Source organism: Chryseobacterium cucumeris, assembly GCF_016775705.1.
GTDB lineage: Bacteria > Bacteroidota > Bacteroidia > Flavobacteriales > Weeksellaceae > Chryseobacterium > Chryseobacterium cupriresistens.
The window spans coordinates 4749643-4771864 of the sequence record NZ_CP068760.1 but is presented as its reverse complement, the minus strand read 5'-3'; the positions used below and the strand labels follow the sequence as shown (position 1 = coordinate 4771864).

At 37.5% G+C, this 22222-nt stretch carries 14 protein-coding genes; 12 read left to right on the top strand and 2 right to left on the bottom strand.

Annotation, left to right across the window (positions count from 1 at the left end):
* The first annotated feature begins 118 nt into the window (after positions 1 to 118).
* The 4 genes from JNG87_RS21445 to JNG87_RS21430 are packed head-to-tail and all read left to right on the top strand — an operon-like array spanning position 119 to position 4545.
* On the top strand, positions 119 to 1168 hold the full coding sequence (locus JNG87_RS21445) for a porin (RefSeq protein WP_410668111.1): 1050 nt from the start codon (positions 119 to 121) through the stop codon (positions 1166 to 1168).
* Positions 1169 to 1224: 56 nt separating this feature from the next.
* Complete coding sequence (locus JNG87_RS21440; protein ID WP_202840931.1) at positions 1225 to 2334, top strand: sensor protein KdpD; 1110 nt, start codon at positions 1225 to 1227, stop codon at positions 2332 to 2334.
* Between the two features lie 5 nt (positions 2335 to 2339).
* Positions 2340 to 4055: an ATP-binding protein gene (locus tag JNG87_RS21435; protein WP_202840929.1), complete on the top strand. Its 1716-nt coding sequence runs from the start codon at positions 2340 to 2342 to the stop codon at positions 4053 to 4055.
* Positions 4056 to 4086: 31 nt separating this feature from the next.
* The gene (locus tag JNG87_RS21430; RefSeq protein ID WP_202840927.1) at positions 4087 to 4545 is read left to right on the top strand and encodes a hypothetical protein; all 459 of its coding nucleotides are present in this window, start codon (positions 4087 to 4089) and stop codon (positions 4543 to 4545) included.
* A 77-nt stretch (positions 4546 to 4622) separates the two neighbouring features.
* Here JNG87_RS21430 and ligA read toward each other — a convergent pair whose 3' ends face one another.
* Positions 4623 to 6629, bottom strand: coding sequence for an NAD-dependent DNA ligase LigA (gene ligA / locus JNG87_RS21425; RefSeq protein ID WP_202840925.1), 2007 nt, complete (start codon positions 6627 to 6629; stop codon positions 4623 to 4625).
* Positions 6630 to 6953: 324 nt separating this feature from the next.
* On the opposite strand from ligA, the gene JNG87_RS21420 reads away from it, so the two are divergent.
* From JNG87_RS21420 to JNG87_RS21385, 8 genes are all read left to right on the top strand, one after another.
* Entirely contained in the window at positions 6954 to 10037 is a 3084-nt protein-coding gene (locus tag JNG87_RS21420; RefSeq protein WP_202840923.1) for a TonB-dependent receptor, read from the top strand.
* A gap of 167 nt (positions 10038 to 10204) precedes the next feature.
* Entirely contained in the window at positions 10205 to 10951 is a 747-nt protein-coding gene (locus tag JNG87_RS21415) for a glycerophosphodiester phosphodiesterase family protein (protein ID WP_202840920.1), read from the top strand.
* 475 nt (positions 10952 to 11426) lie between these two features.
* Positions 11427 to 14390 (top strand): SusC/RagA family TonB-linked outer membrane protein, encoded by a 2964-nt coding sequence (locus tag JNG87_RS21410; protein WP_202840918.1) that lies wholly within the window; start codon positions 11427 to 11429, stop codon positions 14388 to 14390.
* A gap of 10 nt (positions 14391 to 14400) precedes the next feature.
* Positions 14401 to 15849 carry a SusD/RagB family nutrient-binding outer membrane lipoprotein gene (locus tag JNG87_RS21405; RefSeq protein WP_202840917.1) on the top strand — a complete coding sequence of 483 codons (1449 nt, stop codon included), beginning with the start codon at positions 14401 to 14403 and terminating at the stop codon, positions 15847 to 15849.
* A 63-nt stretch (positions 15850 to 15912) separates the two neighbouring features.
* On the top strand, positions 15913 to 17475 hold the full coding sequence (locus tag JNG87_RS21400) for a calcineurin-like phosphoesterase C-terminal domain-containing protein (RefSeq protein ID WP_202844400.1): 1563 nt from the start codon (positions 15913 to 15915) through the stop codon (positions 17473 to 17475).
* 172 nt (positions 17476 to 17647) lie between these two features.
* On the top strand, positions 17648 to 18361 hold the full coding sequence (locus tag JNG87_RS21395) for a 3-ketoacyl-ACP reductase (protein WP_110011813.1): 714 nt from the start codon (positions 17648 to 17650) through the stop codon (positions 18359 to 18361).
* A gap of 439 nt (positions 18362 to 18800) precedes the next feature.
* Complete coding sequence (prmA, locus tag JNG87_RS21390) at positions 18801 to 19628, top strand: 50S ribosomal protein L11 methyltransferase (protein WP_202840916.1); 828 nt, start codon at positions 18801 to 18803, stop codon at positions 19626 to 19628.
* A 24-nt stretch (positions 19629 to 19652) separates the two neighbouring features.
* Positions 19653 to 20492 carry an SH3 domain-containing protein gene (locus tag JNG87_RS21385; protein WP_202840915.1) on the top strand — a complete coding sequence of 280 codons (840 nt, stop codon included), beginning with the start codon at positions 19653 to 19655 and terminating at the stop codon, positions 20490 to 20492.
* 133 nt (positions 20493 to 20625) lie between these two features.
* Here the strand turns inward: JNG87_RS21385 and JNG87_RS21380 are convergent, their stop codons facing one another.
* Positions 20626 to 22101 (bottom strand): tetratricopeptide repeat protein, encoded by a 1476-nt coding sequence (locus JNG87_RS21380; RefSeq protein ID WP_202840914.1) that lies wholly within the window; start codon positions 22099 to 22101, stop codon positions 20626 to 20628.
* Positions 22102 to 22222 lie beyond the last annotated feature (121 nt).

Genomic DNA, 22222 nt, shown 5'->3' with positions numbered 1-22222 from the left:
CTCATTTATAATTCGCTGGTAAATCCTTATCTTTTCTTAATAGCTAAATTCTTCTTATACTCTTAAATAATATAAAAATAACGTGAAAAAATATTTAGTTATAGGAGCCGTATTGGGAATGTTTTTCTCAAAAGCCCAATCATCAGATTCATTAAAAACAAGTAATAAAGTGACCTTTTCCGCTTATGCAGAACTTTTTTATACGTATGATTTTAATGAGCCTGGTAATCATATTCGTCAAAACTTTTTGTATTCCTATAACAGGCACAATGAAATGAACCTTAACCTGGGATTGGTTAAAGCCAATTATCAGAGCGAAAATATCCGTGCTAATGTAGCTTTAATGGCCGGAACCTATGCCCAGGATAATATGGCAGCAGAACAAAATGCACTGCGTTATGTAAACGAAGCCAATGTAGGAATCAGATTATCAAAGAATAAGAATTTATGGATTGATGCAGGGATCATGCCTTCCCATATTGGATGGGAAAGTGCTATAGGAAAAGACAATGTTAATCTGACAAGAAGCTTAGCTGCAGAGAACTCTCCGTATTTTGAAACCGGAGCTAAGATTTCCTATACTTCAGATAATGGGAGATGGTTTTTAAGCGGACTGGTATTGAACGGATGGCAGAGAATAGCCAAACCTGAGGGAAACCAGAGTATTTCTTTTGGTCACCAGGTAACCTATAAACCAACTGATAAAATTACTTTGAACAGCAGCTCATTCATAGGAAATGATAAAGCAAAAGAAGATAAAAGAATGCGTTACTTCCATGATTTGTACGGAAGCTTTCAACTGACAGATCAGTTTTCGGCTATATTGGGATTTGATATTGGCGCTGAGCAGAAATCAAAAGGAAGCGAGCAGTATAATATCTGGTATAGCCCGAATGTTCAGATGAAATATCAATTGGACAGCAAATGGGCATTAGCGGGAAGACTGGAATATTATAATGATAAAAACGGCGTGATTATCAGTACAGAAACTCCCAATGGATTTCAGACCTTCGGATATTCTCTCAATGTAGACTATGCCATATTCAAAAATGTAGTTTTCCGCACAGAAGCGAGAGGTTTTACTTCAAAAGACGCCATTTTTGCTAAAAATGATGAATTTAAAAAAGGAAATTTCTTTATAACGTCAAGCTTAGCAGTCTGGTTTTAAAATCGGTTTAGCCACAGAAAATAGTGCTTAAAGTAAAATTAAAAAGAATAAAATCAATGTCATCAGCAAAAGATTTTTTAGAACTGATTCAAAAATCCCGTAAAGGAAAATTCAAAATTTATATAGGGATGAGTGCAGGTGTAGGAAAGACCTTCCGTATGCTCCAGGAAGCGCATTCCCTTTTGCGAAATGGCATTGATGTAAAGATTGGCTATATTGAAACGCATGGCCGTGAAGAAACTGAAGCTCTTGTAGAAGGAATTCCTCAAATTGAAAGGAAATCAGTTTTTTATAAAGGAAAAAACCTTGAGGAGATGGATCTTCAGGCCATTATCAATGAACATCCTGAAGTCGTGTTAGTAGACGAGCTGGCCCATACCAACGTAGAAGGTTCCAAAAATAAAAAAAGATGGCAGGATGTACTGGAAATTCTTGATAACGGAATCAACGTCATCAGTGCTATGAATATCCAGCATATCGAAAGCCTGAATGAAGAGGTAAAGAAAATTACCGGGGTAGAAGTAACAGAGCGGGTTCCGGATAAAATACTGGCGCTAGCAGATGAAGTAGTCAATATTGACCTTACGGCTGATGAGCTGCTGACCCGTTTAAAAGAGGGAAAAATCTATAAAAAAGAAAAAATTCAGACGGCGCTTAGTAATTTCTTCCAGAGCGGACATATTCTGCAGCTTCGTGAATTGGCTTTAAAAGAAGTGGCCACCCACGTGGAGAGAAAGGTGGAAACAGAGATCAAAACCGAAAATTTTAAGCCCATAAAATTCCTGGCCTGTATCAGCAGTAATGAGAAGATTGCTAAAACAATTATCCGTAAAACCGCCAGATTAGCCAGCTACTATAACAGTCCATGGACTGTTTTGTACGTTCAGAAGCCCTCTGAAAATCCGGAAAAAATTGCATTGGACAAACAACGGTATTTAATTAATAATTTTAATTTAGCACAGGAATTAGGTGCCAAAGTAGTCCGCATCAAAGAAAGCAGTGTCCACAACGGGATTCTGGAATATGTGATTGCTCATAACATCACGACGGTCTGTATTGGAAAACCTCACGCCAGTTTCTGGCAGCGAATGTTGGGATACAGCTGGATCTATACCCTTATGAACAGGCTGAATGAAAGACAGATAGATATTATTATTTTATCTTAAAAGTAATGAAACTTAAAACGAAACTTACCTTAGGCGTGGGCCTTTTATTTTTACTGATCGTTCTGCTTTCAGTGATAGGTTCTGTATACATCAATAAATTAAAATCCGATACTGAAAAGATCCTTACGGCCAATTACAACAGCCTGGAATTTTCCAAAAATATGCTTTTGGCATTGGATAATATCAGTACAGACAGTACCGTTGCCATAGCAGATTTTCGAAAAAATAATAAGCTTCAGGAAAAGAACCTTACAGAATTTGGAGAAAAAGAAGCCACTCAGAATCTGAATCTGCATTTCAACAGCTACCTTAAAGCTCCCGATATCAATAAAGAAAAGCTTATCCGTGAAGATCTTTCGAAGATCATGTCTTTGAATATGAAGGGAATAGAACGAAAAAGTGACATTGCGATTATAACAGCAGAAAATGCTACTTTTTGGATCGTAAGTTTAGGTACTGTATGCTTTCTGATTGCTTTTATCCTGCTTTTCAATTTGCCGCAAACCATTGCAGAGCCTATCAATCAATTGACCTTCAGTATCAAACAGATTGCCGATAAAAACTATAGCGAGAGGGTTCATTTTAAAGGAAGTGAAGAATTCAACAGTCTGGCAGATTCCTTCAATACCATGGCGGAGAAACTTCAGGAGTACGAAAGCAGCACGCTTTCCAAGCAGCTGATGGATAAAAAACGGATCGAAACGTTGGTCAATAATATGCATGATGCGGTAATTGGTCTGGATGAGAATCATTTTATCTACATGATCAATGATGAAGCTTTAAAGATCACGAATCTCCATAAGGAAGATATTATTGGAAAAACGGCTCATGAAGTAGCCATCAATAATGATCTGATGCGTGAACTGCTGAAAAATATAGATCATCCGGTAAAAGATCCGATTAAAATTGTCCGCGATAATAAGGAAAACTATTTTGAACAGGATATTATTCCCATCAATATTGTAAAAACAGGAGAAAAGGAGAAAAAAAATATAGGAAAGGTAATATTGTTGAGAAACATTACGCCTTTTAAAGAGCTTGATTTTGCCAAAACCAACTTCATTGCAACCATTTCCCATGAATTGAAAACTCCGATTTCAGCTATCAAAATGGGTGTTCAGCTTCTTGGAAACCAAAAGTTCGGAGAACTGAATGAGCAGCAGCAGGAATTATTGAAAAGTATCAATGAAGACGGACAGCGATTATTGGATATCACTGGAGAATTGCTGAATCTTTCTCAGGTAGAATCCGGAAATATCAGACTGACTATTGGGAAATGTTCTCCGAAAGAAATTGTACAGACTGCTGTAAAGAATGTTGAAAAACTGGCGGAGCAGAAAAATATCTACATCAGCACAGAATATCTTCTGGAAGACAGTGATGCGGTGACCGCAGATTTTGATAAAACCGTCTGGGTAATGAATAATTTCCTGACCAATGCGGTGAAGCACTCTTTTCAGGATGAAAATATTAAGATCGTGGTAGAAAAACTCAATGCATTTATTCAGTTCAGTATTATTGATACCGGAAGCGGAATTGATGAACAATACCACCGCCAGATCTTTGACCGCTATTTCCAGGTTCCCGGAGAACATCAGAACGGGACGGGGCTGGGCTTAGCAATCTCCAAGAATTTCATTGAAAAACAACATGGAGAAATAGGAGTGAAGAGTTCTCTGAATAATGGAAGTACGTTTTATTTCAGACTGCCGGTTTCATAAGGATTATTTTATATTTGCGATAAAAATAGAAATGAGAAAAACGTTAGGACTCCTATTATTCTCAGTTGTACTGAGTATTCAGATCTCTGCTCAGACCTTTACAGTAGAACAGCTTAAAGGATTCAATAAACTGACAATGGAGGAGTTTAAAAAGGAAATGAAACAGCTTCAGTTCAAATTTTATGACAGAACAGAAGGCTTAGGTTTCCTTTTAACCGAATACGAAGCTCCAGACTATAGCTCGAAAATCGGAAAGTTTGAATACAAAGAAGAAAAATATGAAGATCGGATTGAGTTTGAGTTTAATGACAAAAAAGACTATGAGCAGTATCTTAAACTGATATTGACTGCCGGGTATAAAGAAACCGAGAAAGGAAAGATTATCACCAAAGAGCCTTACACAGATTACTACAGGAATAAGGAACATATCAGGCTGATCTTGCCTAATGCAGGAGAGAGTACTCCGTATACTATTATTGTTTTTAAGTAAAGCATCGAGTATGTTTCAAAAATATAAAAAAACCATTGAAAAAAAATCAATGGTTTTTTTGAAAATATTTTTAAATTTTACTGCTTTTCAATCAGATCCAGAAACTGCTGCTCATCCAGAATTTCAATTGTTCCGATATCCTGTGCTTTTTTCAGCTTGCTTCCTGCTTTTTCACCTACTACAAGATAGTTGAGGTTTTTTGAAACTGCAGAAATATTTTTCCCACCATGCTTTTCTACCATTTCTTCTGCAGATTCTCTGGTGAATAATGACAATTTTCCGGTGAACAGGAAAGTTTTTCCTTCCAGAACATTGGATAGAACCTCATTGGTACTTTCTCCTTTTTCAAGCTGTACTCCGTAAGATTTCAATCGCTCGATCATCAACACGTTTTCAGAATTCTGGAAGAAATCAACAATACTCACTGCAATTTTAGCTCCGATATCTTCTACCTGACAAAGCTCTTCTACGGTTGCATTTTTCAATTCTTCAATCGTCGGGAAGTTTTTAACCAGTTTCTTGGCAACCGTTTCTCCCACATGCTTAATCCCAATCCCATACAATACCTTTTCAAAAGGAATCTCTTTGGATTTTTCAATTCCTGTGATGATATTCTGGGCAGATTTTTCAGCCATTCTTTCCAACGGAAGGAGCTGTTCTTTTGTTAAAGTATAGAAGTCAGCAGGATTTTCAATCAGTTTTTCTCTGTACAGCTGTTCAATAGTTTCACTTCCAAGATTATCAATATTCAAAGCTTTTCTGGAAACATAGTGAATCATTCTTCCTACTACCTGTGGCGGACAGTGAAGCTCATTCGGACAGAAATGGATGGCCTGATCTTCAATTTTTACCAGCTCGGTACCACATTCAGGACAATGTTTGATATATTCAATTTCTCTGCTTTCTTCCGTTCTTTTATCTGTGTTTACCCCTACAATTTTAGGAATAATTTCACCTCCTTTTTCTACGTACACGAAATCATGTTCATGAAGATCCAGCTTTTTGATGATATCTTCATTGTGCAGAGAAGCTCTTTTCACAATGGTTCCGGCCAGTAATACAGGTTTAAGATTAGCAACAGGAGTAATAGCTCCGGTTCTTCCCACCTGATAAGAGACACTCTGAAGTTCTGTTTCTACTTTTTCTGCTTTAAATTTGTATGCCATTGCCCAACGGGGAGATTTGGCCGTATAGCCAAGCTGTCTTTGTTGTTGTAATGAATTGACTTTTAAAACAATACCATCAATTTCAAATGGTAGATTATGACGTTCTGTGTCCCAGAACGTGATAAACTCCTGTACCTCAGCCATTGTTTTACATAATTTGGCCTGCTGGGAGGTTTTGAAGCCCCAGCTCTGAGCTTTCTGAAGCAGTTCCCAATGGGTTTCCGCAGGAACTTCATCAGAAATAAACTGATACAATACAGAAGAAAGTCCGCGTTTTCTTACCTCAGCGCTGTCCTGCATTTTCAAACTTCCGCTGGCCGTATTTCTTGGATTCATGAAGGGATCAAGGCCTTCTTCCTCACGCAGTCTATTGATTTTGTCAAAGTTTTTTCTGGTCAGATAAATTTCACCACGCATAAAAAAATGAGCAGGGAAATCACCTTTTAAAGTCAGAGGAATATCTGAAATGGTTCTCACGTTTGGGGTAATCTCATCACCCTGGAAACCATCACCACGCGTAACCGCCTGAGACAGTTTTCCGTTTTCATAAAGAATAGAAATGGATGCACCGTCATACTTCAGCTCAGCAACAAATTCTACAGGATCTTCAATGGTTTTGATGATTCGTTTCTCCCAGTCTTCCAGATCGTCAAAATCATACGAATTATCCAGTGAATACATTCTGAATTTATGCTGAATCGTGGGGAAAACCTTGGTAACACCACCACCTACCCGAACTGTAGGAGAATTTTCATCATAAAACTCTGGGTACCTGGCCTCCAGATCCTGTAGCTCCTCCAGAAGCATGTCAAATTCATAATCTGTAATGGTAGGAGTATCCAGTTGGTAGTAGTTTTCGTTATGCTGGTGAAGCTCTTTGCGGAGCTTTTCTATCTTTTGTTGAATGTTTTCAGACATTGCTTTTCTATCTTTTGAGCAAAAATAACTAAAGTAATTGCATTTAAAAAATAACAGAATAAAATAGTACAGGAAAATTAAAAATGCTTAATATGCTTTAACAGATTGGTTCTGTATAACATAAAACATATGTTTAAACTAATTTAACCTAACGTTCTGATTTAATTAAAAAAATGTTAAAACTTTCTTAAACACCCCGCTCTTAAAGTCAAAATACCTTTGCACATCTGATTGAAAGAAACCTCATAGTGATCTATCATCGTGAAAATCAAAGAGGTTTCCGGGCTAACATCAAAAAATTAATAATATAGATCTTCGGAAGAAATGAAAAAAGTAAAGATTGTACTGGGATTATTGTTTTTAGGGCTTGGGACAATGGCTTATGCCCAGACCACGCAGGCTTCTATTGTAGGGAAAGTTACCGGACCGGGAAGTACGGCTCAGGAAAAAGTGAAAGTAACGATCGTGAATGAGTCCACAGGATTCAGAACGGAAACGGAAACCAACTCAAAAGGGGAATATATTTTTAAAGAAATTCCTCTTGGCGGGCCTTACACGGTCATTGTGAATGATGATAAAAAAGAAGGTTATAATGTCAACTTCGGAGATCAGGTGACCGTGAATATGGATCTGGGAAACGAAAAGACTATTGAGGAAGTAAAAATTACAGGAAACCTTAAAAACAAGATCGGAAACCTGGGAGCAGCTACCGCAATTTCTGCGAAAAACATCAGCATGCTTCCGGTGAACGGACGAAACTTCACCAATCTTACGGAACTGTCTCCGTTAAGCGGAAAAGGAGGAAACCTTTCCGGTCAGCTTGGATCTTCCACCAACTTTACGATTGATGGGATGACCGCAAAAAATCCTACTTCTGCAGGATCAACAACGAGCCGAAGCGGTGCACCATTCTCCATCTCCATTGAAGCAGTACGTGAATTCAAAATCACTACCAACCAATATGATGTTACATTGGGAAGAAGTGGAGGAGGAACAGTAAGTGCTGTTACCAAATCAGGAACCAATAAGTTTTCCGGAAGTGCCTGGGAATATTTAAGAACAAACTGGCTTTCCAGCCCTTATGATATCAGAGGAAACAAAAGAAATAATGATTTCTCCACTTCTCAGTTCGGATTTTCATTAGGCGGTCCGATCATTAAAAATAAACTGCACTTCTTCGTAGCATGGGATCATCAGTTGGATTCAAGACCTTTAGTGATTGCTGATATCAAATCTCCGGATGATGAGAAGAGATTCAACACAACTACGCAGACGCTTAATCAGTTCCTGGATATTGCAAGAGCTAAATATGGAGTAGGAAGCAGCCCGCAATTCGGAACTTTTGATAAAGTGAGAAACTCTGATGCCGGTTTCTTACGTCTAGACTGGCAGATTAATGAAAAGCATTTATTAACGCTTAGAAATAACTTTACTTACGATCTTAACAAAAACGGATTAGGTGATAATACCAATATCAATTTTTTTGAGTCGTACGGAAATGACAAAAATCTTGATAACAGTTTATTATTGACCTTAAGATCAAATCTGAGACCTAACTTAACCAACGAATTAAAGGCGCAGTATCTTTATACTTTCCAGGACAGTTACCAGAACAATCAATTAGGAAAACCTGTACCAAGAGCTATTGTTGAAGGAGTTTCTTCAAGTGCGGGATCTACGAATATTCAGATCGGCGGACACCGCTTTGCTCAGGAAAGCTTCAGAAATAATGTGTTCCAGATCGTAGATAACCTATACTATAATACAGATAAGGTAAAATATACGTTTGGGGCTGACCTTATGTATACAACAGCAAAATCGGTATACGGAAGTGAGGTGAACGGAAGATTCCATTTCCAGGGAATGAGCAATTTTGAGACCATGACACCTTACCGATTCTATAGAGAAGTTCCTTTGGTGGCCGATCCGTCTGTCAGATCAAATATCTGGAACATTGGTCTCTATGGGCAATTCCAGACCAAAGTAGCTAAAGGACTTGATTTAATGGCTGGTTTGAGATTAGATTACAGTGGTTACCCGAAAGCAGAATTCAACCAGAAACTGTTTGATGAAATGGGAATCAGAACCGATAATCAGATCAAATCATTTGTGATCCAGCCAAGATTCCAGTTTGACTGGAACATCAATGAAGGAAATAAAGACTTCCTGAAGTTCGGTGCCGGAATTTTCTCTTCCGACATCAACAATTATATGATCATCAATAACCTTGTATTTGATGGAAAACATCTGGCTACTGTGGATGTAACGGGTAAAGATGTTCCGTTCCCGGATTTCAACAGCTATAGAGATGATTACAATACGGTTCCGTCCCTTTCTCAGAAGCAGATTCCAACGATCAACTACACCGGTAAGGATGCAAAGATCCCGATCGTTTATAAAGCCAATATTTCTTATACCCACTTCTTCAATGAAAGGTTCAGAGCAGGAATTGCAGGATATATGGCTTTAGGTCGAAACAATTACTATTATTACGACAGAAACATGGTGGCCAATCCTTTCTTTACACTGGCTAACGAAGGCGGAAGAGGAGTATTTATCCCTACAGGAGCTATTACCAATAATGCTAATAACAGTGTAAGTTTCGACTGGAAACAGGGAAGAATCAATAATAATTTCGGAAGAGTACTGGAATTGGTGAGCGATGGTAAAGTAAACCAGTTCTCATTCGTAATCGATACAAGTTACCGTTACTGGAAAGATGGAGAAATCACCGCAAGTTATACATGGTCTGATATTAAAGACAATACTTCTTACAACGGAAATGTAGCCAACTCTGCAACATTGTCTACGATGATTCAGAGTGATCCTAGAGATTTAAGAATGACCTATTCTGACAACCAGTTCAGAAATAAAGTTGTGATCTATGGAAACTCTCCTACCATTGCAGGCTTCACACTGGGAATCAGGTATTCAGGAATTGGAGGAACCCGTTTCTCTGCAACAACAGGAGGAAATATCAACGGAGACTTCGTAGATTCCAACGACCTTGCTTTTATCTTCCCGAATCTTACCCAATCTATTTTGGATGATCCACAGGTAGGGCAGGCTCTGAAAGATTATATCACTGAATACAACGGAAAAATTGCAGAACGTAATGGTGGTAAAAATGGTTTCTATGGAGTCTGGGACGTTCGTGTAGCGAAAAAAATTAAATTCGATAAAGTGGGAGCTTTCGAACTTTCCGTAGATATTTTCAATGTTGCCAACCTTCTGAACAAAGAATGGGGTGTAAACAAATCATATGGAAATACTTCTCTGTATAAAGTGACGAAGTTTAATAAAGACACGATGCAGTACGAATACACCAAAAACGTAAGTGGAGGCGGTTTGGTTCCTCTGACAGGAAATCCTTACCAGATCCAGATCGGTGCGAAATACAGTTTCTAACTTTTACCTTTCTTAACCACTGAAGACATAAAAGAAATTGAGCCGGCTATGGTAAATCTCACTTAGCTTTAATCAGTAAATCTTTTATGTCTTTTGGGTTTTATTTTGTAATAACTACCTTTATCAGGAAGTTTCACGACTTTATTTTAATAATTTAAAATTATATTATGAAAAATTTTATCTTAGGGTTAGCAGTTTTAAGTACAGTTATGATGAAAGCACAAACCCAGATTATTGCCCATAGAGGATATTTCCAGGCTCAGCCTCCAACAACAGAGAATTCAATTCAATCATTGGAAAATGCCCAGAAATTAAAAATATATGGGTCTGAATTTGATGTAAGAATGACAAAAGATGGTGTATTGGTGATCAATCATGATGAACACCATGGTAAAATGGAAATTTCAGAAACTCCTTTCAAAGAACTGGAAGCCTTGAAATTATCCAACGGAGAAAAATTCCCGACCTTAAAAGATTATTTAAAACAGGGAAAAAAAGACAAATCTCTGAAGCTGATCGTTGAGATCAAGCCAGCGAAAACTCCGGAAATAGAAAATGAAATCACGGAGAAAACGATCAAAATGATTAAAGATATGAAGCTGGAATCTCAAAGTGAGTTTATTTCTTTCAGCCTTAATATCTGCAAAGAGATCAAAAAACTGGCTCCGTCTTTTAAAGTACAATATCTGAACGGTGAACTGTCTCCTGAGCAGATCAAAAAAGAAGGATTGGACGGTATGGATTACCACTACAGCATCTTCCAGAAAAACCCAACATGGATTGCTGATGCAAAAGCATTAGGGTTAATTACCAATTCATGGACCGTAAATGACGTTGCTGTTTATGAAGAATTGAAAAAACAAGGAATCGGGTTCGTAACAACCAATATTCCTGATCAGTTGAAGAATAAATAGATTTAACATCTTCAGAAATATAGCAACTGAAGGACCTCCTCCGGAGGAGTGTCAAAAATCAAAGAATTTTTGACGGGGTGGTCAAACAAAATTTTTTAACCATCTCCACAAATAACCAAAAATTTATACAGTCTGCCCCTTATAAGGAAGCAGGCTGTTTTTTTTAGGAGCTGAGAACTTCTTTTTGATAATGAATGAAGAAACAGGTGATTGAATTTTGATTTTAATATTCTGTAATTCAGTGGTTTGATTGTTTTGTTTGGTATTATCTCAATGCAAGACAATAAAGGTACATAAATACAGTCTGGAAACCATATTAAAAATACTTAATTGCTTAAGTGTTTGTTTATTAGTTGTTTAAATAGTGTTGTTAAGACTGGATTAACATATGGTTTAATAAATTTTTAAGAAACGTTAAAACTATGTTAAGATCATCCTGGTAATGTCGTTCTAATTTTGCGCAAACAAAAAGGAAATGCGTAAAGAGACACAAAAACTGTTGGTTTTGTCGCTGTTAGGATTAGTCAGCGTTAATCTGGCAGCTCAGCAGAAAGCTAAAAAGGACACCATTAAAGGAATTGATGAAGTAGTTGTAACTGCTTTGGGAATCAAGAGGCACGACAGAGCTTTAGGGTATGTTGCCGAAAAAGTAGATGCCAAAACATTTGAAGAAACCCAGAACAACAACTGGGCGCAATCCATGGAAGGGAAGGTGGCAGGCCTTAAAATCCAGACCGCCGGAGCAGGACCGTTGGGAACTTCCAGAATTACTTTGAGAGGGGAAAAATCCATTATGATGGATCACAACTATGCTCTTATTGTAGTGGATGGAGTGCCATTAGGGAATTCTACCACAGGTTCCGGTACAGCAGCCTATGGAGCAGGTTCCGGCGGCGATGTTCCCATCGATCTTGGAAATGGATTGAACAGCATCAATCCGGATGATATTGAATCCGTAACGGTATTGAAAGGAGCTTCTGCAGCCGCATTATACGGATCACGCGCTGCCAATGGAGCCTTAATGATCACTACAAAATCCGGCAAAACTAAAAACGGAAAACTGAGAGTCACTTTTAACTCTTCCTCAAGCTTTGATTCCGTATTGAAATGGCCGGACTGGCAATACGAATACGGGCAGGGAACACTGGCCACCAATACAGCAGGAAACTTTTACTATTCTTATGGCCTTTCTCCTGATGGACCAAGTACCGGAGGAACCAGTAGTGCTTTTGGTCCTAAATTCGCCGGACAATATTATTTCCAATACGATCCTAACGTAATGGGGCAGAGCAAGGAAAGACAATTGTGGAGACCTTATGAAAATAATATTAAAGGTTTCTGGAGAACAGGTTCTACTTACTCGAACAGTATCTCGGTAGAAAGCTCCAACGAGAAAACCAGCTTCAGATCTTCACTTACTTACCTTAATAACGAGTGGATGATGCCGAATACAGGTTTTGACAGGTTCAATTTTGCCTTATCTTTTGCCCATCAGCTTACCCAAAAATTAAAAATATCAACAAAATTTGCTTATAACACTACTACCAGTGACAACCTTCCTGCGACGGGATACAACAATCAGTCGATTTCCTATTTCATGATCTTCCAGAATCCCAATGTGGATCTGGAGTGGTATAAGCCGATCTGGAAGCCAGGGCAGGAACAGGTTGATCAGATCCATCCGTTCAGTTCTTATATAGACAACCCTTACATGATTGCTTACGAAATGCTGAATGGAGTCAGAAAGAAGACCATTACAGGGAATATCACGGCAGATTATCAGTTTAATAAAAATTTCAGCTTAATGTTGAGGTCAGGAATTGAAATCCTGAATGAAAAAAGAACGACCAAAAGGCCATGGAGTTCTGCCAATTACCTGAAAGGTTTCTATAGAGAGCAGTTTATCAAAAACCAGGAATATAATAACGATCTTTTATTTTCTTATAAAGCAGACTGGAATAAATTCAGTATTTCAGCGTCAGCAGGGGGAAGCATCCGTTATAATGAATACCTGCTTAATGATTATCAGGCCATCGGACTGAAAACAGCAGGAGAATACAGCCTTACCAACGCACTTTCTATTCCGGTTAAATATCCGGCACCCAGAGATAAACATGTAGACAGTGTTTACGGTTTACTTACCCTGGGATATGACAATAAAGTATTTGTGGACGTTACCGGAAGAAACGACTGGAGCTCTACGCTTCCGAAGCAAAACAGATCATTCTTTTATCCTTCGGTGAGTACCAGTTTCATTTTATCAGATATTTTTAATCTGAAAAGCAATAATCTGAACTTGTGGAAACTGAGAGCTTCATGGGCAAAAGTAGGGATTGACAGTGATCCTTATCTTTTGGACAATTATTATACAGCAAGCAACATTACAGGAAGTGTAGTAGCACCTACCACTTTTAATAATCCTACCCTTAAACCTGAGAAAAATACCAATATAGAAGCCGGTATGGATTTCAGCCTTTTCAAAAACAGATTGAACCTGAATCTTACTGCCTACCAGAATTTCAGTGAAAACCAGATCATCCCTGTATCGTTACCCACCGAAGCTGGATATTCCAAAAGGATCATTAATGCGGGAAAAATCCGAAACAGAGGTTTGGAACTTTCTGCCGATATCTTAGCTGTAAAAGGCAAAGATTTCTCATGGAAAGTAGGTGGAAACTGGTCTACCAACGAAAACAGGGTAATGACCCTTCCTGAAGGCTTTGATGGCATTGTTTCCAACGTAGGAGATGTAGTATTCTATAAAATGGAAGTAGGAGGTTCGCTGGGAGATATGTATGGATTTAAATTATTAAGAAACCCGGAAGGAAAAGTAATTTACGGAGACAACGGGCTTCCTGCGAGACCCGCAGATATTGAAAAAGTTGGAAATGCATTCCCTAAATGGAGGGCCGGTCTTCAGAATGATTTCAAAATCAAAAACTTTACGATCAGTTTCTCATTTGACGGTCAGTATGGTGGTATTGCATATTCTCAGTCACATCATAAAATGTCTGAACAGGGTAAGCTGAAATCGACACTTCCGGGAAGAGACAACCCTGGCGGAATGATTGTAGGAGACGGAGTAGTTCAGAACCCTGATGGCTCCTTCAGTCCCAACACAAAAGGAGTACTGGTATCTTCTTATTACGGAGATTATTACAGGAGAGCCAATGTGGAGACCAACAGCTTCAGTACAGATTTTATTAAACTCAGAGATGCAAGAATTGCTTATTCCTTCCCGAAAGAAACCATAAAATCTATAGGTCTGGATGATCTTACCATTGCCATTTTCGGAAAGAACTTATGGATGTGGACCAAGTTCCCGATGTTTGACCCTGAAGTGGCTACACTGGACAATGCAACCATCACTCCGGGAGTGGAAATGGGACAGCTTCCGACAGCAAGAACAGTTGGTTTTCAGTTAAATCTTAAATTCTAAAATTTTAAAAATGAAAAAAATAATCATACATCTGACATTGGCAGTTTCTGTTTTCATGCTTCAATCCTGTGACAGAACCTTTGATGAAATGAATACAGATACCAGTAAAGTTAAAGACCCTTCAGTTGGCAGCCTTCTCGCTCCGATACAGTATGAAATGGGAAGTTATGGCTATAACAGGGCAGATGATTTTACATTTGATATCATGCAGATCGCTTTAGACTTTCCCAACGAAGGAAATTCCTACAGCAGATATTATATGGATGAAAAAAGTGGTAACGGATACTGGAATACTTCTTACAGATGGCTTAAGCAGGTAAGCGATCTTAGAAAATATGCAACAAAAGAACAGAATAATAATTATCTGGCGATTTCAATGGTCCTGAACGCATGGATTGCCTCCAATCTTACTGATGCTTTTGGGGATATCCCTTTATCTGAAGCATTAAGAGTTGAAGAAAATATTTTAAAACCAAAATATGATAAGCAGAAAGATGTTTATATCCAGCTGTTAAATGACCTGAAAACAGCCAACTCGTTATTCAATACCAATCAGGCATTAACGGAAACAGATCTGTTTTATAACGCCAATACAAATAGTCAGACCGGAATTTTAGGATGGAAAAAATTCTGTAACTCTCTGTCATTAAGATTACTGACCAGAATTCTAAGCCGGAACGGAGAAGTGAATGTGTATGAAAGAATTCAGGAAATTATCAATAATCCGGCACAATACCCAATTTTCCAGAATAACACAGACAGCGCAGTGCTGCCACTTTCCGGAATATCTCCTTATTTACCGCCGATCGCCCGTCCACAGGATTTTACAGCGTACAGGGCAGCAGGTGAATTCTTTGTTAATGCCATGAAAGATAATAATGATCCAAGACTGAGCATGTTTTTCACTAAGGCTAAAGCAACGTCAGGAGAAGATCTTGGTTATAAAGGAGCTCCATCAGGATATGCGTTGGGAACATCTTTCAACTATCAGCCTTCCAACCTGAACCAGAACCTGGCGAAAGCACCTTTAAAGATTTTAATCATGACCTATTCTGAAGTACAGTTTATTCTGGCAGAATTGGTTAATAAAGGAATTATTGCAGGAAATCAGCAGACCTATTACGAAACCGGGGTGAAATCTATAATCGAACAATGGGGAGCAACAGTTCCTGCCAATTACTTCAGTAATCCTAAAGTGGCGTATGACGGTTCTCTGGAAAAAATTATGCTTCAGAAATACATTTCCCTGTTTTTTGTTGATCATCAGCAATGGTATGAGTACAGACGTACGAAACTTCCGGCACTTCCAAATAACGGCGGACTTCAGAACGGCGGACAGATGCCTGTGAGATTCATGTATCCTACCGCTACAAAAGTAATGAATGCGGATAACTATAATGCAGCCGTACAATCAATGGGAGGAGACAATATCAATGTGAAAATGTGGTGGAATAAATAATTGTGATTTAAAGATTAAAATAATTTAAAAATTAAAAAAATGAGTATCAATATAAAATACATCATGCCTTGTATGCTGGTTTCAGCAATGGCTTTCTCACAAGCTTCTGTGTCTGGATATGTATATGAAGACAGTAACAAAAACCAAAAGAAAGAAAACCGCGAAAAAGGAATTGAAGGAGTAGCCGTTTCTAATGGTGTTCAGGTAGTTCTTACGGATAAAAACGGTAGATACAGTCTTCCGGTTCAGGAAGATCAGAGTATTTTTGTCATCAAACCTTCAGGGTATCAGACAGCTTTAAATACAAACAATCTTCCACAGTTTTATTATCATCATAAACCCAATGGATCCCCTGCAGATTTTAAATACAAAGGAGTTGCTCCCACAGGAGACCTTCCCAAAGAACTGAACTTCCCGCTTTATAAGCAAAACGAAAACAAAAATTTTGACATCCTTGTTTTCGGTGATCCTCAGCCTTACACAGAAAAAGAACTGGATTACTTCAAAAGAGGAATCGTAAACGAAGTGAAAAATACCAAGAAAAATGCAGTACTGGGAATCAGTCTGGGAGATTTGGTAGGTGATAATCTAAGCCTTCAGAAACCTTATGCAGACGTTATGAAAGAAGTTGGACTGCCTTGGTATAATGTGATGGGAAATCATGATATGAATTATGATGCAAAAGAAGACAAGCTTTCCGATGAAACATTTGAATCGAACTTTGGTCCGGCCAATTACGCTTTCAACTATGGTAATGTACACTTCATCATTCTGGATGATATTCTTTATCCGGACCCGAGAGACGGTAAAGGATATTGGGGTGGATTCCGCGAAGATCAGCTTCAGTTTATTGAAAACGATCTGAAACTGGTTGATAAGAATAAACTGATTGTCATTTCTTTCCATATTCCATTGGAACATAATAATGAAGACAACTTCAGAAATGCGGACCGTCAGAAATTATTTGATTTCTTAAATCCTTTCCAGAATGTATTGCTTTTGTCAGCACATACCCATATCCAGCAACAGATTTTCTATGGCAAAAAAGCAGGCTGGAACGGAATAAAAGAATTACACGAATATAATGTTGGAACTACCTGCGGCGACTGGTACTCAGGAACACCGGATGATGCCGGACTTCCTACCTCAACCATGAGAGACGGAACCGCAAAAGGATATTCTTTCATCAGCTTTACAGACAATCAGTATAAAGTAAAATACAGAACAGCCGGAAAACCGGAAGACTATCAGATCAAATTATATGTTCCGAAAGTAATTCCTTCCTCAAGAACTTCTGCCAAAGTACTGGCCAATTTCTTCATGGGAAGCAAAAAAGACAAGGTAGAATACAGAATAGACGGTGGAAAATGGGAAGAAATGACATATGATGAAACCATCGACCCGAATTTTGCTCTTTCTGTTTTCAAATGGGATTCTACAGAGAAAATTCTTCCGGGAAGAAGACCTTCCAATCCTGAAATGTCAAAACATATCTGGGAAGCGGATTTTCCTAAGAAATTAGCATTAGGAAAACACAAAGTTGAGGTGAAAGCTGTAGACATGTATGGAAATGAATTCTCAGCTTCAGAAGAATTTGAAGTTCAGAACGCCATCCAGATTCCTTAAGCTTTTTATTTTTTTTACTATACCTTTTTTAGATTTGAAACCGGTTCTTATGAGCCGGTTTTAATTTTTATCGAGTTTTACGATAAACAATTAAAAAACTATTAAATCCATGTTTTCGCTGTTTCGTAAAAATGTTCTTTCGTAACTTTGTATCAAGAAAAGTATCATTACTATGAATATAAACGGAAAAAATGCCATCATAACAGGTGGTGGAAGAGGATTAGGAAAAGCTGTTGCACTTGCTTTGGCTAATGAAGGAGTAAACGTTGCCATTACAGGAAGAAACGAGGAAAACCTTAAAATGACGGTTGAAGAAATCAAAAAATCAGGAGTAAATTCAGCATATGCCGTATTTTCTGTAGACAATGAAATTCAGGTAAAAGCTGGAATAGAATCTTTAGCAGAGCAGTTGGGAGGAATTGATATTCTGATCAATAATGCGGGAATCGGAGACTTTGGATCGATCGAAGAAATGCCATCCGAAACATGGGAGCAGGTGATTAAAACCAATCTTTTCGGGGTGTATTATGCAGCTAAGGCAGCTTATCCATTTATGAAAGCTAAAGGAGAAGGTGATATCGTGAACGTAGCTTCTACTGCAGGGCTGAAAGGGGGACCGAATATGTCTGCATACGCCGCTTCAAAAGCAGCCGTAGTATCTCTTTCTCAATCCATGATGGCAGAATGGAGAAAACAAAATATCCGTGTCATCACCTTGACTCCAAGTACAATTGCTTCAGATATGAGCATCCAGGGCGGTCTTACAGACGGAAATCCTGACAAAGTATTACAACCGGAAGATTTCGCAGAATGGGTAAGAGATATTCTCAAAATGAACAGAAGAGCGCTGATCGCTAACGGTTCTATTTTCTCTACGAATCCTTAAGAGATTTAAAAATTTAAAGTTCAGAGTTTAATGTTTAAAGTCTAAAGCTGTTAACAAGAATTCTTCTCATGAACAATAAAATTCAATAGGAGCGGGCTTTTGCCCGCTTTATTTTGTATGTTTCTTAGGCTTTAGCCCAAACTTACAATCTTTCGCATTTTAAAAAATCTACATAGCCTTTAGGATAGAAAAAATAAGTTTCGGCTGAAGCCAATGGAAATTTGTCATGATTTTGAAGACGGGCTAAAACCCGCCTCTATTGAAAATACGATGCAATCATCTGTGTCATCCGTATAATTTGTGGGAGAAAAAATTCACAAATAAACTTTTTTACCACATCCACAATTTAAAAAACATAAAACTCCCCGGTTTCAGCCAAAAATGACTCCATCATTTTTTTAACAGTAATAACATTAGTATTTTTGCAGAAATTATTCACATGCAAAATTATTTAGAATTCAATTTCAAAATTTCTCCATTACAACCCTGGAATGAGATATTAATGGCAGAGCTTATAGAAATAGGCTTTGACAGCTTTACAGAAGAAATTGACGGAATTTTAGGATATATCCAGACAGATTTGTTTCACGAAGATCAGTTGAAAGGACTTCCGATCTTTGAAAACGAAAACGTAAAAATCGAATATTCTTTCGAAGAAATGCCGAACATCAACTGGAACGAAGAATGGGAAAAGAATTTTTCTCCAATTAATATAGATGATAAAGTATTGATCAGAGCAGAGTTCCACGAATCTGTACCGGGAATGCATGAAATTATCATTCAGCCTAAAATGTCTTTCGGAACGGGGCATCACCCTACAACCCATTTGATGATCCAGCAAATGATGGATATTGATTTCAAGGGTAAAAAAGTATTGGATATGGGATGCGGAACTTCCGTATTAGCCATTTATGCAAAACAGCAGGGCGCCGGAGATACCAAAGCTATCGATATTGATGAATGGTCAGTAGAAAACTCAAAAGAAAATGCAGTAAGAAATAATGTAGAACTGGATATTGAACAGGGAACTGCAGAAAACTTAGGGAAAGAAAATTATGATATCATTTTAGCCAATATCAACAGGAATATCCTGATTTCAGATATCCCAACCTATGTTTCTGTATTGAATGACGGTGGAAAATTATTACTTTCAGGCCTTTGCTTCTTTGATGTAGATGATATTCTGGAAGTATGTAAAGAGAGCGGACTAGGGCTTAAAAAGAAGTTGCAGCGTGAAGAATGGGTAAGTCTTCTGCTTGAAAAATAACACACAAAAAAACAAAATACGAATATGAAAGCTTTATGGACAGCTTTACTTTTACTGATGCTGCAGTTTTTTACAGCTCAGGAAAATGAAGTATATGCAGATGGTATCTTTGGTTTCGAAGAAAATAAAACGCAGAAGATCTTTACAGATTGGACCCGGGTGAGATTAGATCCCACAGTAAATGCCCAGATTGTAGATTCACTTCAGACCAATCAGCAGATAATGATTCTGAAAAAAGAAGAAGGCGTTCTGAAATTGGGAGAAAGAGCTGCCAACTGGTATAAAATATCATATCAGAAAGGTGAAAATACAGTGGAAGGATATATTTGGGGGGGTAATCTTTGTGTAGGATACCGCAATAAAAACGGGTACGATTTCCTTTTTGGGCTTTCCAAAACAATTGACAGGAAGAACAAAGAATTCAATGAGACTGAAAAGCAGAATATTGCCGGAATAAAAGTATTGGAAGGAAGTATGCTCCTTGATGAGGTGTATTTTGATACAGGAAAAGGAGAAGAACTGAGTTCAGCATCTTTTAATATTGAAAGCAGCCACAAGCTTCAAAATGTAGAATTTACTCTTAAAGCTTCAGTTTCCGGAGAAGCCTGTGGAATTGCCGGCTATGATCAGTACGTTCTTTTTAAGGATAAAAAACTTATTACTCTTCCGCAATTAATGAATGTAGGGGATGCCGGTGTTTTTTATCACAGTGAAGAATATATTTTTCCAAATGATAAAGGAGGAATTCCCAATGCATTTATCTTAAAAGTGGAAGATATGGAAGTAGACGAGAAAGACAAAGAGAAGAAAAAACATTCTTCCAAAACTTACCTTTGGAATGGAAATACATACAGACTGAAATAAAATCAGAATGTAATTAAAATCCCTCAATTACGGTTGAGGGATTTTTAGTATAATGTCATGATGAAACCCGTTTGCAGATAACCACCATCATATTTATTAATTAGTAAAAACAGCTGTTTGTGTTCCTCTAAAATTATTCGGTTTCAGATATTGATTTGATAGATTGATAGAGATCACTTTCTGCATCAAGGTATAATTTTTTGCGTAAACGGTATTTTTTTGTTTGTACAGATCTATGCTCCATTGAAGAATATTGTGCAATTTCTTTTGAAGAGAATCCTAACCATATCATAGCACAGAAAGATAAATCGGAATGAGAAAGACGAGGATTGATTTTTAAAAGCTGCTGGCAGACTTCAGGATAAGTCTTCTGAAATAATGATAAAAAACCAACACTGTTTTTCTTTGCCAGCTGGATGATCTGCTCATGATTTTCACTGAGCTTTCTTTTTAGAATTTTTGTTTCTTCTTCCTGCTGAAGAATGATTTGTTTGCTTTCTACAAGCTTTTTTTTCTTTCTTTTAATCTGCTGATAAAAATAAAGAGACAATACAGTAATGATTACAAATGAAATCCCTCCATACCATAAAACTGCTTGATTTTTAGCTTTCATTTTTTCTTCCTCATCTTCTTTAGCTATTTTATTGAAAGATAATGTGATAGCACTGCTTAGGTTATTGTATATACTATCATTTAGTGAGGCTGCTTTATTTAAATATTCAACTTCTTTGTCAGTTTTTTTTAGCGCCTTGTACACCGAGGCAAGCAATCTGTAATCATTTAAAACCAGCTGAGGTCTGTCTACTTCTTTTGCCAGTTTAACAGATTGGCTGAAAGCATTAATAGCCTCGTTATTTTTTTTCTGTACCTGCATAAAAATGCCATAATCATATAAGGCTACTGCTGTTTGGTACTTATTATGCTTAAACCTTTGGGTTTCTAACAGGTCAAAGGCTTTTTTAAAATAAGAGTTGGCTGAATCTAAATTCCACTTGTATATTGTATAATGCCTTGCTATATGGGCTATATCTAAAGGATTGGGATCAATTTTCATAGCTTTATGGAGATAGATAAGTGATGAGTCCAGCTGTTGGGTTCCGCTGAAATAAACCGCCCGGGTTGAATAGACATACCGTAAGAAAAAACGGCAGTCCTGATTATCTTTTTTTAATCTTAAAGCATATTTCATGGCTTTTAAATTATAATCTAAAGCCATTTTGGGTAGATTCATTCTGTTATAGACTTGTGAATACTCCTGATTGATTTTACCGGTAAGAAAGCCATCATTAATCTTTTTCGATTTCTTTTCCGCATAGCTCAGATATTCCAGAGCCTTTTTAAATTCTCCCGTCAACCATAGACGATTCGCAATATTGGCATAACCCCATGCTTCTCCCTTAGGATATTTATTCTTAATGGCGGATTTTATAATTTTTTGATTCCAGATGATAAGATCTTTGTTAGATAATTTTGTCCTGAGTTCTTCATTGGTTTTTATAAGTAAAGTATCTATTTGGTGTATAGTATAGCGTTGTGGAAATAGTTTAGAACAACAAAATGTAAAAATCAGGCAATAGATTATCCTGTTAAAGTTTTTCAATGTGTTCATGGCTATAGAATTAAAGATAATACAGGAATGAGATGGATACATGATAAAATAAATTCATTAAGATATAATCTATATAATCTGCAGTGTATTGATTCTTGTCATTCAGCATAATGCCATTTAA

Coding starts and splice junctions, on each gene's coding strand:
- JNG87_RS21385 (WP_202840915.1), top strand. CDS start 19,653: ATGAAAGCTTTATGGACAGCTTTACTTTTACTGATGCTGCAGTTTTTT.
- JNG87_RS21380 (WP_202840914.1), bottom strand. CDS start 22,101: ATGAACACATTGAAAAACTTTAACAGGATAATCTATTGCCTGATTTTT.
- JNG87_RS21420 (WP_202840923.1), top strand. CDS start 6,954: ATGAAAAAAGTAAAGATTGTACTGGGATTATTGTTTTTAGGGCTTGGG.
- prmA (WP_202840916.1), top strand. CDS start 18,801: ATGCAAAATTATTTAGAATTCAATTTCAAAATTTCTCCATTACAACCC.
- JNG87_RS21395 (WP_110011813.1), top strand. CDS start 17,648: ATGAATATAAACGGAAAAAATGCCATCATAACAGGTGGTGGAAGAGGA.
- JNG87_RS21435 (WP_202840929.1), top strand. CDS start 2,340: ATGAAACTTAAAACGAAACTTACCTTAGGCGTGGGCCTTTTATTTTTA.
- JNG87_RS21445 (WP_410668111.1), top strand. CDS start 119: ATGTTTTTCTCAAAAGCCCAATCATCAGATTCATTAAAAACAAGTAAT.
- JNG87_RS21400 (WP_202844400.1), top strand. CDS start 15,913: ATGCCTTGTATGCTGGTTTCAGCAATGGCTTTCTCACAAGCTTCTGTG.
- ligA (WP_202840925.1), bottom strand. CDS start 6,629: ATGTCTGAAAACATTCAACAAAAGATAGAAAAGCTCCGCAAAGAGCTT.
- JNG87_RS21410 (WP_202840918.1), top strand. CDS start 11,427: ATGCGTAAAGAGACACAAAAACTGTTGGTTTTGTCGCTGTTAGGATTA.
- JNG87_RS21405 (WP_202840917.1), top strand. CDS start 14,401: ATGAAAAAAATAATCATACATCTGACATTGGCAGTTTCTGTTTTCATG.
- JNG87_RS21415 (WP_202840920.1), top strand. CDS start 10,205: ATGAAAAATTTTATCTTAGGGTTAGCAGTTTTAAGTACAGTTATGATG.
- JNG87_RS21440 (WP_202840931.1), top strand. CDS start 1,225: ATGTCATCAGCAAAAGATTTTTTAGAACTGATTCAAAAATCCCGTAAA.
- JNG87_RS21430 (WP_202840927.1), top strand. CDS start 4,087: ATGAGAAAAACGTTAGGACTCCTATTATTCTCAGTTGTACTGAGTATT.